This window comes from Burkholderia sp. Ap-955, assembly GCF_011753045.1.
Lineage (GTDB): Bacteria > Pseudomonadota > Gammaproteobacteria > Burkholderiales > Burkholderiaceae > Burkholderia > Burkholderia lata_D.
The window spans coordinates 1-15,008 of sequence record NZ_VWWH01000020.1 but is presented as its reverse complement, the minus strand read 5'-3'; the positions used below and the strand labels follow the sequence as shown (position 1 = coordinate 15,008).

Annotated in this window: 16 protein-coding genes; 8 read left to right on the top strand and 8 right to left on the bottom strand. The window is 67.4% G+C overall.

Annotated elements, in window-relative coordinates; all coding sequences use genetic code 11:
• Window positions 1–12 precede the first annotated feature (12 nt).
• The 3 genes from F3J15_RS14030 to F3J15_RS14020 form a co-directional block, all read right to left on the bottom strand.
• Window positions 13–1,455, bottom strand: coding sequence for a sensor histidine kinase (locus F3J15_RS14030; RefSeq protein ID WP_166891729.1), 1,443 nt, complete (start codon window positions 1,453–1,455; stop codon window positions 13–15).
• A 471-nt stretch (window positions 1,456–1,926) separates the two neighbouring features.
• The gene (locus tag F3J15_RS14025; RefSeq protein WP_006489184.1) at window positions 1,927–2,139 is read right to left on the bottom strand and encodes a twin transmembrane helix small protein; all 213 of its coding nucleotides are present in this window, start codon (window positions 2,137–2,139) and stop codon (window positions 1,927–1,929) included.
• A complete protein-coding gene (locus F3J15_RS14020; RefSeq protein ID WP_089449483.1) occupies window positions 2,136–2,486 on the bottom strand; it encodes a hypothetical protein in 351 nt (116 codons plus the stop codon). Before F3J15_RS14020 ends, F3J15_RS14025 begins: the two co-directional genes overlap by 4 nt.
• A gap of 269 nt (window positions 2,487–2,755) precedes the next feature.
• On the opposite strand from F3J15_RS14020, the gene F3J15_RS14015 reads away from it, so the two are divergent.
• Together F3J15_RS14015 and F3J15_RS14010 are read left to right on the top strand one after the other, a co-directional pair.
• Entirely contained in the window at window positions 2,756–3,514 is a 759-nt protein-coding gene (locus F3J15_RS14015; protein ID WP_166891726.1) for a YoaK family protein, read from the top strand.
• Between the two features lie 87 nt (window positions 3,515–3,601).
• Entirely contained in the window at window positions 3,602–3,787 is a 186-nt protein-coding gene (locus tag F3J15_RS14010; protein ID WP_021158209.1) for a ribbon-helix-helix protein, CopG family, read from the top strand.
• A 44-nt stretch (window positions 3,788–3,831) separates the two neighbouring features.
• Here F3J15_RS14010 and F3J15_RS14005 read toward each other — a convergent pair whose 3' ends face one another.
• Both F3J15_RS14005 and F3J15_RS14000 read right to left on the bottom strand, forming a co-directional pair.
• Window positions 3,832–4,668, bottom strand: a complete 837-nt coding sequence (locus F3J15_RS14005; protein ID WP_166891723.1) for a spermidine synthase — start codon at window positions 4,666–4,668, stop codon at window positions 3,832–3,834.
• Between the two features lie 43 nt (window positions 4,669–4,711).
• A complete protein-coding gene (locus F3J15_RS14000) occupies window positions 4,712–5,056 on the bottom strand; it encodes a zinc ribbon domain-containing protein YjdM (protein WP_021158207.1) in 345 nt (114 codons plus the stop codon).
• A 128-nt stretch (window positions 5,057–5,184) separates the two neighbouring features.
• Here F3J15_RS14000 and F3J15_RS13995 point away from each other — a divergent pair, with 128 nt between their 5' ends.
• Together F3J15_RS13995 and F3J15_RS13990 are read left to right on the top strand one after the other, a co-directional pair.
• Window positions 5,185–5,682 (top strand): HPr family phosphocarrier protein, encoded by a 498-nt coding sequence (locus F3J15_RS13995; protein WP_240158883.1) that lies wholly within the window; start codon window positions 5,185–5,187, stop codon window positions 5,680–5,682.
• A 63-nt stretch (window positions 5,683–5,745) separates the two neighbouring features.
• Window positions 5,746–5,967 carry a hypothetical protein gene (locus F3J15_RS13990; RefSeq protein WP_069249529.1) on the top strand — a complete coding sequence of 74 codons (222 nt, stop codon included), beginning with the start codon at window positions 5,746–5,748 and terminating at the stop codon, window positions 5,965–5,967.
• 33 nt (window positions 5,968–6,000) lie between these two features.
• Here the strand turns inward: F3J15_RS13990 and F3J15_RS13985 are convergent, their stop codons facing one another.
• The 3 genes from F3J15_RS13985 to F3J15_RS13975 all read right to left on the bottom strand — a co-directional run bounded on the left by F3J15_RS13985 (window position 6,001) and on the right by F3J15_RS13975 (window position 10,433).
• Window positions 6,001–7,128 carry a porin gene (locus F3J15_RS13985; protein ID WP_166891862.1) on the bottom strand — a complete coding sequence of 376 codons (1,128 nt, stop codon included), beginning with the start codon at window positions 7,126–7,128 and terminating at the stop codon, window positions 6,001–6,003.
• A gap of 171 nt (window positions 7,129–7,299) precedes the next feature.
• Window positions 7,300–8,181: an endo alpha-1,4 polygalactosaminidase gene (locus tag F3J15_RS13980; RefSeq protein WP_166891720.1), complete on the bottom strand. Its 882-nt coding sequence runs from the start codon at window positions 8,179–8,181 to the stop codon at window positions 7,300–7,302.
• 116 nt (window positions 8,182–8,297) lie between these two features.
• Entirely contained in the window at window positions 8,298–10,433 is a 2,136-nt protein-coding gene (locus tag F3J15_RS13975) for a glycoside hydrolase family 36 protein (RefSeq protein ID WP_166891717.1), read from the bottom strand.
• 363 nt (window positions 10,434–10,796) lie between these two features.
• Between F3J15_RS13975 and F3J15_RS13970 the strand changes: the two genes are divergently transcribed.
• From F3J15_RS13970 to F3J15_RS13955, 4 genes are all read left to right on the top strand, one after another.
• The gene (locus F3J15_RS13970) at window positions 10,797–11,699 is read left to right on the top strand and encodes a DMT family transporter (RefSeq protein ID WP_069249526.1); all 903 of its coding nucleotides are present in this window, start codon (window positions 10,797–10,799) and stop codon (window positions 11,697–11,699) included.
• Window positions 11,696–12,991, top strand: coding sequence for a D-tagatose-bisphosphate aldolase, class II, non-catalytic subunit (locus tag F3J15_RS13965; protein WP_166891714.1), 1,296 nt, complete (start codon window positions 11,696–11,698; stop codon window positions 12,989–12,991). The genes F3J15_RS13970 and F3J15_RS13965 overlap by 4 nt, the downstream gene beginning before the upstream one ends.
• 22 nt (window positions 12,992–13,013) lie before the next feature.
• Window positions 13,014–14,186 (top strand): SIS domain-containing protein, encoded by a 1,173-nt coding sequence (locus tag F3J15_RS13960; protein WP_166891711.1) that lies wholly within the window; start codon window positions 13,014–13,016, stop codon window positions 14,184–14,186.
• Window positions 14,183–15,008: BadF/BadG/BcrA/BcrD ATPase family protein (locus F3J15_RS13955; RefSeq protein WP_166891708.1), on the top strand; the 826-nt coding region annotated here is incomplete at its 3' end. The genes F3J15_RS13960 and F3J15_RS13955, both read left to right, overlap by 4 nt.

Genomic DNA, 15,008 nt, shown 5'->3' with positions numbered 1-15,008 from the left:
TGTGAGACCGACCTACCCGACGCGATAGCGCGGGGGGAGCGCCGGCGGACCGTTCAATGTCGGGTCCGCCGGCGCACCGGGTTCCGGCAGCCGAATCGTGAACGTGGTCCGGACGCCGGGGACGGATTCACACGTGATGGTGCCACCGAGCGCTTCACATACGCGGCGGCAAAAACTCAGGCCCATGCCGGCGCCGCGACCGTGCGACTTGGTCGAGAAAAAGGCGTCGAAGATTCGAGGGAGCACATCGGGGGCGATGCCCGGGCCCGTATCGCTGAAACGCACCACGCAGTAACCGTCGCTGCGATGCGCGTCGATCTCGATCTGCCCACGGCCGTTTGCGTGGATCGCGTACAGGGCGTTTTTCAGCAGGTTGAAGATGACGAAGATCACGAGCGAGTCGGATCCGAAAAACCGGATGTCGGTATCGATCGCGTCGACCGATACGCGGTCCCGCTCACCCGGACGGAAGGGAAAGCGATCCACGGCGGCGTCGACACAGGCCCGTATCGGATAGGCCGCAAAGCTGTGGCGATCGAGTCGGTCCAGCGTAAAGGACGCCAGGGACATCTCGACCACCGTACTCGTGGTGTCGACCTGGCGCCGGATCGACGACGCGAGCGTCGGTAGCCGCTCCAGCTGTCCAGGATACAAATCGTCGGCGCACAACCGGTGCTCCACCGCCAGCCGATATCCGCGCAGCAGCACCGGCAGGACGGTGCGCAGCTCGTCCGCGTGCAGGCCGATCGCCGCCAGCGGTGTGGCCACTTCGTGCGCGACCGTCGCGGCCAGGAGATAGGGGCCCATCAGGCCGTAGCGGACGATCGACGTCGCGAGAATCCCGAGACTGATCGCGATAAACAGCACCCCCACCGGATAGAACTCGACGCCATAGTTCACCGCATAGTCGGTCGCTGCGAGCGAGTAGAGGCCCAGGCTGACGAGGCATTGCGTGAGCAACTGCCGGACGTCTCGCGCCCGCCCCTGACGTCTAGCCTCGATCAGGAGCCAACCACTGCGGCCGACCAGGAGTACCGTCTGCACGACGTGCAACGGATGCAGTGGGCCCGCGTTGGGATACGGGCCAAAGAAATGCAGGCGGAATCCATCGACGACCGCATTGCTCGTGACCAGCAGCACGGCCAGCAGGACGCAGAGTCCGTAGGACGCGAATATGATCGGCCGCTCGTCCCGACGCGACACGATCTCCGTCATGAAATGATAGAAGGTCGTCGGCAGAAAAAGGATGAACAGGTAGCCTGCCTTGACCAACACGTTGGCGACGTCCGCGTCGGCCGTCTGGAACAGGAAGGCCCACGTTCCCTGCCAGACGAAGGTCGTCGCGCACATCAGGGCGAACGGGACGGATACCCGCGTGAGTCCCTTGGTGGCCAGCACGTAGAGGCCAAACCCGAGAAACAACGCAGATACAAACGCGGGCAAGATCGAATACATATGCGTGAATCCACCATGTTCACTGGTCGCGCACCACTGAACTGTCCTGGCCGGTGCCAGTCGCGAGAGTAGCACGCCGCGGTAGGCGAGCGAGCGCGGCGGCTTTGTCCACGGGGCCTCCGCGCATCACAACTGTTGCTTGCGCGGTGCTGGGTGCCGGGTAGCGTTGACCAGAATGAAATTGTCGCGGTTTGCGAAGCAAGGTTGTCACTTCGCCGTTCAATGTTGGCCGGAAGGTGCGAAGGCCTCATGAATTCATGAGGCTGCACGTCGCGAATCACGTTGTTACTGGCCGTGGTCTCCCCTGCGGGGGCGTTGCAGCGTTGGCAGTCTCTGTCGCGCGTCGTGCGAAACCTGATTTTGGATCACACAACGCCATCGTCACGATAAGTTTTCTTATCATAATACCTCGATCAGAGAGCCGAACTCACATTTACGCGAACGCCCCGCATGCAACGGGGCGTTCGCGTTTCAGCGCCCGATCGGCAACCCGGTCGGCTCGATCCAGCCCAGCTTGTAAGCGATCAGCAGCGACAGGAACAGCGTGACCGACAGCCCGACGCGTGCCGCGAGCGACCATGCCATCCGCTTGGACTTGCCGCGATCGTGATTCATGAAATACAGCGCGAAGATCAGGCTCGCGATGATCATCGCGAATGCCACGGAAACCAGCAGAGTTTTCATTGGTGATGCCCTTGAAGATCGGAATCGGCCTGAATCAGTTCGGCCAGTTTGTGCCGCTCGTCGGCGAGCGCGCCGACGCCCGACGCCGGCCAGTCCAGCGCGACGCCATTGCCCAGCGAATCGCGCACGAGCGCCTGGTAGCGCCGGTCGTTGATCCGGCCGTGGTCGATCGTTTCCGCGATCTCGCGCCGGAACGGCAGCGGGAAACTCGCGTACGCGCGCGACAGCGCCGCATATTGTCTCGCATCGATCTCTTTCGACGATGGTATGACAGTCCAGATCACCACAGCCACGATGGCCGTGAACGGGATCGCCGTGTAGCGAAGAATGAACTTGATCGGGGTCATGAAACGGTGGGCAGAAGTGATCGCGAATGCGGGCGGCGCGGCCCTTCGGCAGCGAAGCCGCAATCGGGCCACGGTCGGGCCGCGCCGGATGACATTGTACTGAAACCCCTATTCGACTAACAGAGTATGATAATGTCATTATCATGTTCGTCACATGATTCGAGAGACCCGGCACCTGTGCGCAGGTGGTGTGCCCGCCCTGCCGTCCGGTGCCGGTCGTCACGTCCGTGCCCGCGATTCGCGGTGATTGAGCGAAGCCCCCAGCCCCTATGCCAGCGCAGTACTTTCGAAACCTGACGGGAAAACACCGCAGCGCGACCGCGAATCGTCAGCTCGGGTTTTCGCTGGCGTTCGTCGCCGGCGCGGCCAATGCCGGCGGCTTTCTCGCGGTCAAGCAATATACGTCGCACATGAGCGGCATCGTGTCGGCGATCGCCGACCAGACGGCGCTCGGCGACGTGCGGCTCGCGCTGGCCGGCATCAGCTCGCTGGGGTCGTTCCTGATCGGCGCCAGTTGCTCGGCGATCCTCGTCAACTGGGGCCGCCGCCGCGGCCTGCACAGCCAGTTCATGCTGCCCCTGCTGGTCGAGGCCGCGCTGCTGCTCCTGTTCGGGCTGCTCGGCAGCCACCTCGCGCTGTGGGAAACCTTCTTCGTGCCGGTGACCGTGACGCTGCTGTGCTTCATCATGGGATTGCAGAACGCGACGATCACGAAGCTGTCGGGCGCGGAGATCCGCACGACGCACATGACGGGCATCGTGACCGACCTCGGCATCGAGCTCGGGAAGCTGTTCTACTGGAACCGGTCGGCGGCCGACGTCGACGCGCATGCGGTCGTCGCCAACCGCTCGAAACTGCGGATTCACGCGACGATGCTCGCGTCGTTCTTCATCGGCGGCCTGGCCGGCGCGATCGGCTTCAAGCATGTCGGCTACGTGTCGACCGTGCCGCTTGCCGCGGTGCTCGTCACGCTCGCGATCGTGCCGGTGATCGACGACCTGCTCGTGTTGCTCCGCAGCAGGCGCTGATCGCGCACCGCGAGCGCGCTTTCGGCGGTGGCGCCGAAGGCGGATCGATTATAATTTGATTAACATACCGACCACCCTCACCTCGCAATGGAAACGAAAACCGCCCGCCTGACCGTCCTGATCGACCCCGCGAAAAAGGAAGCCTTCGAAATGCTCTGCGCGGAGCAGGATCTCACGCCGTCGCAAGTCGTGCGGCAACTGATCCGCGAGTATCTCGACCGCCACGGCGTGACGTACAAGACCAAGAGTGCGCTCGGCAAGCGCGTGAAGTAAGCGCGGCCGTACAGGCCGCGCCGGCGGCGGCGCCTGCATGCCGGCTACGCGCCGATTTCCCATCGCCCGTGCGGCTGCGCCCGCATCACCAGCCGCTGCGGGTCGACGCTCTCCCCGGCCTTCATGCGCCTCGCCGTGGCCGCCAGCTTGAGCTCGCCGGCCCGTGCACACGCCAGTGCGCGTTCGAGCAGGATCCGCAGCGACGGCAGCCGGTTGCCACCCTTCCATGCGAACGCGATGAAGTTGTTGTCGTCGCCGCACGGTACCAGCGTATACGACACACCGAACACCGATCGCAACTGCTCGAGATGCGCCGGCAGCGCCGGATCGTCGTCCATGAAGTTGATGGCCAGCACGCCGTTTTCGCTCAGGCGCGCGTGACAGGCGGCGAGGAATGCGGCGCCCGTACAGCGGCCCCGCATGCCGTCGGCGACGAACGCGTCGTGCAGGATCACGTCCGTCCGGACATCCGCTCTGTCCAGATGATCCGCACCATCGGCGCACACCACCGTGAACCGGCCGTCATCGGCGGGAATCCTGAAAACGTCACGCAGCGCGATCACGTCCGGGTTGATCTCGACCGCGTCGATCGTCGCGCCGGGCAAGTGCCGGTAGCAATACTTCGCCAGCGAACCGCCGCCGAGCCCGAGCATGCAAATGTGCGCGGGCTCGGGCTGCAGCAGCAGAAAGCCCATCATCACGCGCGTATAGCCGAGCTCGAGCCGGCCCGGATCCCGGAGCGACATGAAGCTCTGCGTGCCGAAGTGGTCGAAGTGCAGCGAAAGCGCGTGCTGCGTCTCCAGCACGAACGGCCGGCCGTCGTTCAGCGGCGTCGCCAGGAACCTGACGAACGCGTCGTAGGAAATTCGATCCTCGGCCATGAACGGGCAGTCGATGGGTGACGGTCGATTGGAGCGTGCGCGCTCAGACTTTCTTCAGGTAGCAGGCCTTCAGCATGAAGCCGCCCATGTCGGTCTTGCAGTCGACCTCGTGATCGCCGCCGACGAGCCGGATGCTCTTGACCTTGGTGCCCATCTTAAGCGTGATCGACGAGCCTTTCACGCGCAAATCCTTGATCAGCACGACCGAATCGCCATCCGACAGCACGTTGCCGTTGGCATCCTTGACGACGTCGCCCGCCGGTTCGTCGCCCGTTTCGGCGCCGGCGCCGGCCGACCATTCATGGCCGCAGTCCGCGCACACGGTCAGCGTGCCGTCCGGGTAAGTGTTTTCCATCGCGCATTGCGGGCAGGCGGGGGCGGCGTTCATTGCAGCTTCCATTCAGGGGGAGTTGAGTCGTCGATAAAAAGGCCGGGCGCGCTGGCAGCGTCGCCCGGCCTGCCTGAAGGCGCGCGCCGACGGGTCGGCGAGCCGCCTCCGGCGCACACGACATTATAATGCAATACACATATCTTGGCTGCTGTATTATAATGGGCGTTTTCGCGCCGTTCGCCGGACTTGCAGCCCGTTTCACCGAGAATGCCGGCACATCCGCGCAGGATGTCATGTCCCGGCTGCGCTGCCGGCTTTCCGGAGTCATGCGGAAAAGCGCGCTTCCCGCATGCCTGGCGCACCGTCGGCCCGGCGCCGCACACCGATCCCGACGTTCCGTCCAGAGGCTCTCCGACATCGTGGCAACCGTTGTGTTCGTTGAAATCGGCCCCGCGTGGAACCGCAACCGCGGCTGCGCCGCACGAGCGGCAGCCGTCGACGCTGCGCGCGGCTTCGAAAGCGACATCCTGCTGATCGCGAACGGGATCAGCAGCGATGCGAAGGACAGCGCCGCCGTGGCGGCGCTGCAGGTGCACGGCGGCACGTCCGCACAGGTGCTGGCCACCGGCCCCGACGAGGAGGCGGCACTGCAGGCGCTGCTGCCCGTGCTGCAAGCGCGCTGACCGGCGCGCCACCCGATGTCACGGCATCCCGCCCACCCCGAATCCCCTTTTCACGAGGAAGCGATGAGCGACAACTTCACGTCCAACACCCCGAACCTGTCGGCCTCCGCCATCTGGGCGCTCGAACGCCTCGCCGACGTCCGCTACGGGCGCGACGCACCGGCGCTCGGCTGGTCGATCGCGAGCGAACTCGTCAGCGCGGGCTTCGTCAGCCATGCCGCACACGGCCGCTCCGGCGCGTCGATCACCGCCGAAGGGCGGACTTTCCTGAAGAGCCGGAAGTAACGCGCAAACGGGCCGGCGCGCTCAGCGGCGAACTCAGAACCGGTGCCGGATACCGACGATCGCAAGCAGTTGCGAATTCGTACCGGCATCGACGTTGTACGAGCCGATTACCGCCTGGGCCGGCCCCGCCCCGTTGAATCCGTTCGCGTGCTGGTAGCCGACGGTCGTATAGCAGTCGGTGCGCTTGCTCAACAGATAGTCGACGCCGACGTTGGCCTGGTGATAGCGCGCGGACGAATCGCCGCCGGACCACGTGAAGTTATAGCCGACGATGGCCAGCAGCGACGGCAGCGCCTGCCACTGCGCGAACGCGGAACCGTTCCGGTAGCGCTCCGCCCGCACGAACGTCGACGATGCGTCGGGAAGATACTCGCTGAAGCTGAACACCGCGCCGACCGTCACGTTGCCGATCGCATATTGCGCGCCGGCGCGCGCGATCCCGATCGACCGGGCCGAGGCATACGCACGACTGACGGCGCTTTTGAAGAACGCATCGGCCGACGACGCGCCGCGCGTCGAACGAATCGCATTGCCGTTGTCGACGTGCAGGTAGCCGGCCGCGGCGCTCAGCGGACCGTCGGCATAGCCGACCGCCCCCGCATACACGAGGCCCGACCCCGACGCGCCGGCCACACCGCCCGGCGAGACCATCGCCGCGACCGTCACGCCGCGCCACGTCGCGCTCGTCCACTTGACCGCGTTGCTGAACGTCACGCTGCTGTCGTAGTTGTCGACGTCGCCGGGCGGCGCGAAGAGCCCGCTGAATGCGTCGGCCGTGATCGGCTGCACGAGATCCGTCACGGGATCGTTCTGCCTGCCGAGCGTCAGCGTGCCCCATCTGTCGGATGCGACGCCGACGAACGCTTTCGAACCGAACAGCCGCCCTTCGTCGAGCTGGCCGGTCGCGACGTCGAAATTGTTCTCGAGCGTGAAGATCGCGTTCATCCCGCCGCCGAGCTCCTCGTTGCCGGTCAACCCCCATTCGTTCGCCGACAGCGCGCCCGACGACATCGACACGCGCGACTTCCCTCCTTCCGCATGGTTCAGGTAGGCCATTCCCGTATCGATCGTGCCGTAGAGCGTGACCGAGCCCTCCGCGCGCGCGGCGACGGAAAGCGCGGCCGCCACGGCAGCGCCTGCAATCAGCATGCAATTTTTCATCGTGATCATGGATAAGTACTGCGAATCGATTGGAACGGGCGCCGACACGACATCCGACGTGCACCGTGCCGGGTCGCGACATCGCGACGCTCGCGGCGCGCACGCCTTGGGCACATGGCATGCGCGCGCGTCGGTCACTCAGGTTCGCCCGCTACGACGGGCGCGGCTCGATCAGGATGCGTCGCAGCTGAACCGGTAGCTGTCGTCGAGCTTCTTCGCCAGCACGAGCGTGCGCATGTTGAGCGCGCGCGCCGCATCGCACAGCGTGCGCTGCCCGCTCGGCGTGCGGTATTTGCCTGCATACTCGGCGTTCAGCACAGGCTTGTTCTTCGACGTGAACACCTTGTAGCCGCCGCACTCCTTCTGCTCGTTGCACTCCTCGTTCACCGCGAAATCGAACGACGGCTCGAGCGCCACGAGCTGGTCGACGTCGTTCTTCAGCCCGACCGCCAGGTTGCGCTTGTGCGCCTCGTTCGCGATGAACACGTTGAACGCATACTGGTCGGTGTCCTGCAGCGGGAAACCGGTATCGTTCGCGTAACCGTCGACGTTGTCGGGCTCGACGCCGTCGCACCCCTTCGCCACCGCGCGATCGAGGCGGGCCGTCATGATGTCGCGCACGTTGCTCGACCGGATGTCGAGCCAGCGCTCGCCCTCCCAGTCGTCGAGCTTGTTGCCCTGGTCGGATGCCTTGAACTTCGAGAAATCGGGCCGCCAGTTCTCCGAACTCCCCGCCGAGAAATAGCAGACGACCTTGCGCCCGGCCTGCTTGAGCGCCGCGATCGTCGACGGATCGGTATCGAACAGGTCGATGTCGTAGATCGCGACGTTGTACGACGTATTGAGCTTGCCCTTGAGCTGCCATTGCCACGTGTCCGACGCGGCGGGCGTCCAGTGCGACGCGGCGCGCGCGGGCGCTGCCGCGGCCGGCGGCGGCGCGGCAAAGGCCCTGGCCGACAGCGGGTCGGACGACCCGTCGCCGCAGGCCTGCAGGATCGATGCGCACAGCGCGAGCGCCGCGACACAGGAAAGGTTGCGTACGGTCTTTTTCATCGAAGCATCTCCAGTGGAGGGATCGGAATGACGAGTGGAACTGCGCGTTGCGGAACTGCCGGTTGCCCGGCGATGCACGCTGCCGGGCGGTGGTACGCGGTGATGCCGGTTGATACTCACGCGTCGAGCGGCTCGGCGCGCAGCAGCGCCGCATGCTCGAAGCGCAATGCGATCGCATCGTGCCCGGGCACGATGCGGCCGACCTCGCGATGGCCGTTCCCGTAGTCGACGATCCGGTATGACCGGTCGGGCTGCAGGCCGCGCAGCGCGACCGGGCCGCTCCAGCGGTCGGCGTAGAACGCGTAATGCAGCACGCCGTCCTTTTCCACGACGTGCGCCTCGGGCTTGTCGAATGCGATGTCGTACAGCTCGCCGCGATAGCGGCCCTCGGCGAGCCGGTGCGCGTGGTAGACCTCGACCCAGTGCCGCCATGCCTGCTCGTGCTCGGGCGTCAGCAGGAACGAATCCTTCGGCTTCGGATCGACGGGCCACGTGAACTTCGTCGAGATGACGGCGCCGACGCCCACTGCCGACGCGAAATCGCGGCCGCCGTCGCTCAGTTCGACGTGATCGCCCGCATACGCGGACGACGCGCCCATCAGCGCCTTCAGCGTCTTGCCCTTGTGGCGCACCTGCCAGCTCGACAACGGGTCGGACGCGGGTGCCTGGTCGATGTAGCGCATGTTGTGGAACGCGTACGCGGTGCCGCACGGGCACACTTCGACGACCGCATCCGGCTTGACCGCATGCGCGGCGTCGTGGAACGTGCGGTAGAAATCCGCGAGATGCTCGACGGAATCCTCCGGCCGCGCATGGCGGTGCGCGGGGTTGTAGCACGGCGCGACGCCGTTCAGGTGCTGGCCGTCGATCTTCATCCCGTCGAAGCCCCACTCGCCGATCACCTTCTTCACGAGCGCGGCGACATGCGCCTGCGTCTTCTCGTAGGCCGGGCACAGGTAGAAGCTGTTCCACCACGTGATCGCCTGCGGCGCGCCGTCCGCGTCAAGCAGCAGCATGTCGGTGTGGTCGTGCAGCGCGTCGCTGCCAGGCGCGACCGCGAGCGGCGCGATCCAGAGCCGCGCCTTCTGCCCACGTGCATGAATGTCGTCGACGAGCGCCTTCATGTCCGCGTCGCCGGCCGGGAATTTCGCGCGGTCGGGCACCCAGTCGCCGGTCCGGACTTGCCAGCCGTCGTCGAGCACGGCCCACTTGAAACCGAGTTCCTGCACCTTCGGCAACGTGGCGCGCACGTAGTCGAGGCTGAACTGGCGCTCGTAGCCCCACGCGCACCAGATCGGCTCGTAGGCGCTGGCCGGCGGCTGCGGCGAATGAAAACCCTGCGCGCCCATCATCTGCCGGTACGTGTCGAGCGCGACGAAGTAATCCCCGTCGTGCAGCATCACGAACGCGGTCGGCGCGTCGAGCGTCGCGCCCGGCGCGAGCGTGACCGTCTTCTCGCCGCGCAGGCCGAGCGCCACTTCGTTGCGCACGGCCTTCACCGGCAGCGACACCAGGCGCGGCACGGTGTCGAGATGGCCGAGCGCGATGCCCTGGTCGCGCCGCCACACGTCGACGACCGGTGTGCCGCCGCCGTAATCCGACGCGTTCATGCCCATGAAATTGCGCTGGTCGAAGCCGGCCTTCACCGGCTGCACCCAGTCGCGCCGGTCCGCATGGCTCGCGCCCGAATAGGTCCAGTAGCCGCCCGCGCCGGCGGCGGCGGGCAGCAGCCGGTGCGCGCCGACGTTCCATGCGCGGATGTCGGCCGCCTGCGTGCCGACGTTGCGGAACTGCGTGTCGATCAACGCGACGCCCGGCCGCGCGTCGAGCAGCGTGACGCGCACCGTCTTCTCGAAGCCGTTCGCCGAGCGCCCGGCCAGCCGCAGCCGACGCCCCGTCCCGAACACGGTCGAGACGTCGGCGTGCGCGGCGTCGACGATCGCGAAACGGTCGATCGTGCGCACCGGCCGCGTGTCGGGCGCGGGGCCATCCGAAGTCGGCGCCGGCGCCGGACCGATCAGCTGTTCGAGCGTCTCGCTTGCATCGAACCGGGTCAGTGCGCGCGTGCCGCCACCGCGACGCATGGCCAGCCGGCTGCGCATCGCTGGGTCGAACTCGATCACGAGCCGGTCGTCACGCAGCGCGACGCGCTGCGGCACGGCGCCGTGTGCATCGCGCACGCCGACGCCGACCAGGATCGGGCTCGCCGCGCCGGCGGCCAGCCACTGCACGAACGCGCGCCGGGTGGTCATGGGCGCACCTCGCGACGAAACGGCACGTACCGCTCAGGCCCGCCGGCAAGCCGGGCGGGCCTGAGAAATCGAAAGAAAAAGCAAGCGTTCATACGGAATTCCTCGTGAAGAAGGGCCGTGCGCCGACGCATCCGCCTCGCGCAGATCGGCAATCTAGTCTATCTTTCGTATTCTTTCGTTTGTGGTTTACGCTAATAACGAAAGAAATCGAAAGCGCATAGATTGGCGGCTCACGGCGCGTGATTCGGCTATTTTTTCCGGACACGTCTCCGTGGCGGCCCGCCGAACGCCTCCGGTTTCGCCTCGCATGGCAGAAAACGAAAGAATTCGACGGATTTGAACCCACTTCGAAAAACGCGACCGATGCAAAACAACTGGCTCGTTCACGCGCTCGTCACGACCCTGCTGTGGGGCGTGTGGGGTGCATTCACAGGCTTGCCCGCCGAGCAGGGCTTTCCCGATACGCTGATCTACGTGGTCTGGGCGTTCACGATGATTCCACCCGCGCTGGTCGCGCTCGGACGCGCCGGCTGGCGCGTGCGGCACGACGGCCGGTCGCTCGCGCTCGGGCTCGCCATCGGGCTGCTCGGCGCGGGCGGGCAGATGCTGCTGTTCCGCGCAGTCGAATCGGGGCCGCCGTATCTCGTGTTCCCGATCGTGTCGCTGTCCCCGGCGCTGACGATCGCGCTGTCGTTCCTGCTGCTGCGCGAACGCACGGGCAAGCTCGGTGTGGCCGGCATCCTGCTCGCGCTGTGCTCGCTGCCGCTGTTCGATTTCCAGTCGGGCCAGGGGCCCGCCCGGTTCGGGCTGTGGTTCGCGCTCGCGCTGCTGGTGCTCGTGGCGTGGGGGCTGCAGGCGTATTTCATCAAGATCGCGAACGCGACGATGGACGCGGAATCGATCTTCTTCTACATGGCGCTCACGGGCCTGCTCTGCGTGCCGTTCGCGCTGTGGATGACCGACTTCGGCCACACGATCAACTACGGAATCAGCGGGCCGGGCCTTGCCGCCGTGATCCAGGTGCTGAATGCGATCGGTGCGCTGACGCTCGTGTATGCGTTCCGCTTCGGCAAGGCGATCGTCGTGTCGCCGCTCGTCAACGCGGGCGCGCCGCTGCTGACGTCGGTGATCTCGATGGCCGTCACCGGCACGACGCCGACCGGCAGCAAGCTGACGGGCATCGCGTTGGCGCTGCTCGCCGCGCTGCTGCTCGCGCTGCAGCCGGAAGGCGCGGCGGCCCCTGACGCGGCGGGGGAATCGGCATGAACACCCTGCTCGATCTCGTCCGCCGTCACAAGCAGGCCTCCCGTCACGCGTCGCACGGCGCGCCCGCGATCGGCATCCCGTCCGTGTGCTCCGCGCACCCGGTCGCGATCGCCGCGGCGCTGCGCGAATGCGCGGCGCGCGAGCGCCCCGCGCTGATCGAAGCGACCTGCAACCAGGTCAACCAGGACGGCGGCTACACGGGCATGACGCCGCACGACTTCCGCCGCTACGTGTTCGACATCGCCGCACGCGAAGGCGTCAGCCCCGATGCGATCCTGCTCGGCGGCGACCATCTCGGCCCGAACGCCTGGCGCCGGCTGCCGGCCGCGCACGCGATGGACAAGGCCGAGATAATGGTCGCGCAATACGTGGCGGCCGGCTTCCGCAAGCTGCATCTCGACTGCTCGATGTCGTGCGCGGACGATCCGTCGCCGTTGCCCGAAGCCGAGATCGCCGCACGTGCGGTGCGCCTGTGCCGCGCCGCCGAAGCCGCGTGGGCGGCCACCTCGCCGCGCGGCGAGGCGCCTGTCTACGTGATCGGCACCGAGGTGCCGGTGCCCGGCGGTGCGCACGAGACGCTCGACGCGCTGGCCGTCACGACGCCCGACGCGGCCGGCTCGACGCTGGCGCTGCATCGCGACGCGTTCGCGCGCGCCGGCCTCGACGATGCGTGGTCGCGCGTGATCGCGATGGTCGTGCAGCCGGGTGTCGAGTTCGATCATCACAAGGTCATCGACTACGATGCCGGCAACGCGCGTGCACTGAGTGCGTTCATCGAAAGCGAACCCGCGCTCGTGTTCGAAGCGCATTCGACCGATTACCAGACGCCCGACAATCTCGCGCAACTCGCGCGCGACCACTTCGCGATCCTGAAGGTCGGCCCCGGCGTGACCTTCGCGATGCGCGAAACGCTGTGGGCGCTCGCCGCGATCGAGCGCGAATGGCTCGGCGGCGACGCCGGCTTCATCGCGACCGTGCTCGGCGTGATGCGCAGCGAACCCGCGCACTGGCGCGACTACTACGCGGCAGGCGCACAGCTCGAACTCGATCTCGCCTACAGCCTGAGCGACCGCATCCGCTACTACTGGGCCCATCCGGCCGTGCAGCGCGCGTGCGCCGACCTGCTCGCGCGCCTCGACGCATCGCCGCCGCCGCTCACGCTGGTCAGCCAGCACCTGCCGCGCCAGTACGAGGCCGTCCGCGAAGGGCGGCTCGAGCTGCGTGCGAGCGCCCTGTTGCAGGACGGCACGGCCGCGGCCGTCCGTCCGTATCTCCACGCGTGTGCCGCGTGACCGACTCTCCTCAGATCCGCTCATGGAATTTTTCGACCTCGATCCCGCCGACCTCACCCGCCGCCACGCCGCCCACACGGCCCGCGAAATCGCCCAGCAACCCGACGTCTGGCCCGACGTGCATGCCGTCGTCGACGCGCAACGCGCGGCGCTCGACGCATTTCTCGCGCCGCTGCTCGCCGACCCGCACCTGCGCATCGTCCTGACGGGCGCCGGCAGCTCGGCGTTCATCGGGCAATGCCTCGTGCCCGCGCTGCGGCACCGCTTCGGCGGCCGCGTCGAAGCCGTGGCCACCACCGACATCGTCGCGAACCCCGGCGACACGCTGCAGCCCGGCGTGCCGACGCTGCTGGTGTCGTTCGCGCGCTCGGGCAACAGCCCCGAAAGCGTCGCGGCCGTCGATCTCGCGGACCGCTTCGTCGACGGCTGCCGCCATCTCGTGCTGACCTGCGCGGCCGACGGCATGCTGAACCGCCGCCTCGGCGCGCATCCGCGTGCACACGTCGTGCTGCTGCCGGAGGCCACGCACGACCAGGCGTTCGCGATGACGTCCAGTTTCAGCGGCATGCTGCTCGCCGCGGCCTGGGCGTTCGGCGTGGCCGGCATGCCGGTCGGGCCGCTGGCCGATGCGGCGCGGACGCTGCTGCGCGAACAGGCGTCGCGCATCGCCGCGCACGTGCGGCAGTTGCCAGAGCGCGTCGTGTATCTCGGCAGCGGCACGCTGCTCGGGCTCGCGCGCGAGGCCGCGCTGAAGCTGCTGGAACTGACCGATGGGCTGATCGTCTCGATGGCCGAATCGCCGCTCGGCTTCCGGCACGGCCCGAAGACGTTCCTCGACGAGTGCACGCTGGTCGTCGTGCTGCTGTCCGGCGATCCGCATACGCGCCGCTACGATCTCGACCTGCTGCGCGAACTGCGGCGCGAAAACCGTGCGGCCGGCATACTGTCGATCGGCGTCGCATCGACCGACGGCGCCGGCGCGTGGCCGCCCTCCGACGACGACCTCGCGGTGCCGCTGCCGCCCGGCCTGCCCGATCTCGCACTGGCGCCCGTCGCGCTGATCCTCGCGCAGTGCTTCGCGCTGCTCGCGTCGCTGCGGCTCGGGCTCACGCCCGACAACCCGAGCGCGTCCGGCACGGTCAACCGGGTCGTCGCCGGCGTCACCATTCATCCGTATGCGGGGCAGCCCACATGACTCCACTCTTTCTCGGCATCGACGGCGGCGGCACGAAAACCGCGTTCATGGTGATCGACCAGCAAGGCCGCGTGCGTGCGCGCCATGAAACGACCACCAGCTACTACCTCGAGATCGGCATGGACGCGCTGCGCACGCTGCTCGCCGACGGCGTGCACGCGGTGCTGGCCGCGGCGAACGTCGCGCGCGACGAGATCGCGTATGCGTTCGCCGGCTTGCCCGCGTATGGCGAAGACAGCCGCCTGCTGCCCGAGCTCGACGGCCTGCTCGCCCCGCTGTTGGCGCGCGAGCGCTACCGGATCGGCAACGACATGGTGTGCAGCTGGGCCGGCACGCTGGCCGGCGCCGACGGCATCAGCATCGTCGCCGGCACCGGGTCGATCGCGTACGGGCAGCGCGACGGCCGCGCCGCGCGCTGCGGCGGCTGGGGCGAAATCTTCGGCGACGAGGGCTCGGCCTACTGGCTCGCGCGCGAAGGGCTCGCCGCGTTCTCGCGGATGGCCGACGGCCGCACCGCGCGCGGGCCGCTGTTCGACATCGTGCGCGCGCACTTTTCGCTCGACCATGATCTCGACCTGTGTGCGGCCGTGAATGCGGGCGCCGTGCGCAGCCGCTTCGCCCAGCTGTCGCGGCTCGTGATCGACGCGGCGCACGCGGGCGACACCGAAGCGCATACGCTGATCCTGCGCGCGGCAGACGAACTCACGCGGCTCGCGGCCGGCGTCGCGCGCGCGCTCGGCTGGCCGCCCGGCCAGCTGCTGCCCGTGTCGTATTCGGGCGGCGTGTTCAATGCGGGCGCGCTCGTAGATCGGAAGAGCACAC

Bases quoted from the DNA above. Each gene is read 5' to 3' on its own strand.
- F3J15_RS14030 (WP_166891729.1), bottom strand. From the start codon at position 1,455: ATGTATTCGATCTTGCCCGCGTTTGTATCTGCGTTGTTTCTCGGGTTT.
- F3J15_RS14025 (WP_006489184.1), bottom strand. From the start codon at position 2,139: ATGAAAACTCTGCTGGTTTCCGTGGCATTCGCGATGATCATCGCGAGC.
- F3J15_RS14020 (WP_089449483.1), bottom strand. From the start codon at position 2,486: ATGACCCCGATCAAGTTCATTCTTCGCTACACGGCGATCCCGTTCACG.
- F3J15_RS14015 (WP_166891726.1), top strand. From the start codon at position 2,756: ATGCCAGCGCAGTACTTTCGAAACCTGACGGGAAAACACCGCAGCGCG.
- F3J15_RS14010 (WP_021158209.1), top strand. From the start codon at position 3,602: ATGGAAACGAAAACCGCCCGCCTGACCGTCCTGATCGACCCCGCGAAA.
- F3J15_RS14005 (WP_166891723.1), bottom strand. From the start codon at position 4,668: ATGGCCGAGGATCGAATTTCCTACGACGCGTTCGTCAGGTTCCTGGCG.
- F3J15_RS14000 (WP_021158207.1), bottom strand. From the start codon at position 5,056: ATGAACGCCGCCCCCGCCTGCCCGCAATGCGCGATGGAAAACACTTAC.
- F3J15_RS13995 (WP_240158883.1), top strand. From the start codon at position 5,185: ATGCAATACACATATCTTGGCTGCTGTATTATAATGGGCGTTTTCGCG.
- F3J15_RS13990 (WP_069249529.1), top strand. From the start codon at position 5,746: ATGAGCGACAACTTCACGTCCAACACCCCGAACCTGTCGGCCTCCGCC.
- F3J15_RS13985 (WP_166891862.1), bottom strand. From the start codon at position 7,128: ATGAAAAATTGCATGCTGATTGCAGGCGCTGCCGTGGCGGCCGCGCTT.
- F3J15_RS13980 (WP_166891720.1), bottom strand. From the start codon at position 8,181: ATGAAAAAGACCGTACGCAACCTTTCCTGTGTCGCGGCGCTCGCGCTG.
- F3J15_RS13975 (WP_166891717.1), bottom strand. From the start codon at position 10,433: ATGACCACCCGGCGCGCGTTCGTGCAGTGGCTGGCCGCCGGCGCGGCG.
- F3J15_RS13970 (WP_069249526.1), top strand. From the start codon at position 10,797: ATGCAAAACAACTGGCTCGTTCACGCGCTCGTCACGACCCTGCTGTGG.
- F3J15_RS13965 (WP_166891714.1), top strand. From the start codon at position 11,696: ATGAACACCCTGCTCGATCTCGTCCGCCGTCACAAGCAGGCCTCCCGT.
- F3J15_RS13960 (WP_166891711.1), top strand. From the start codon at position 13,014: ATGGAATTTTTCGACCTCGATCCCGCCGACCTCACCCGCCGCCACGCC.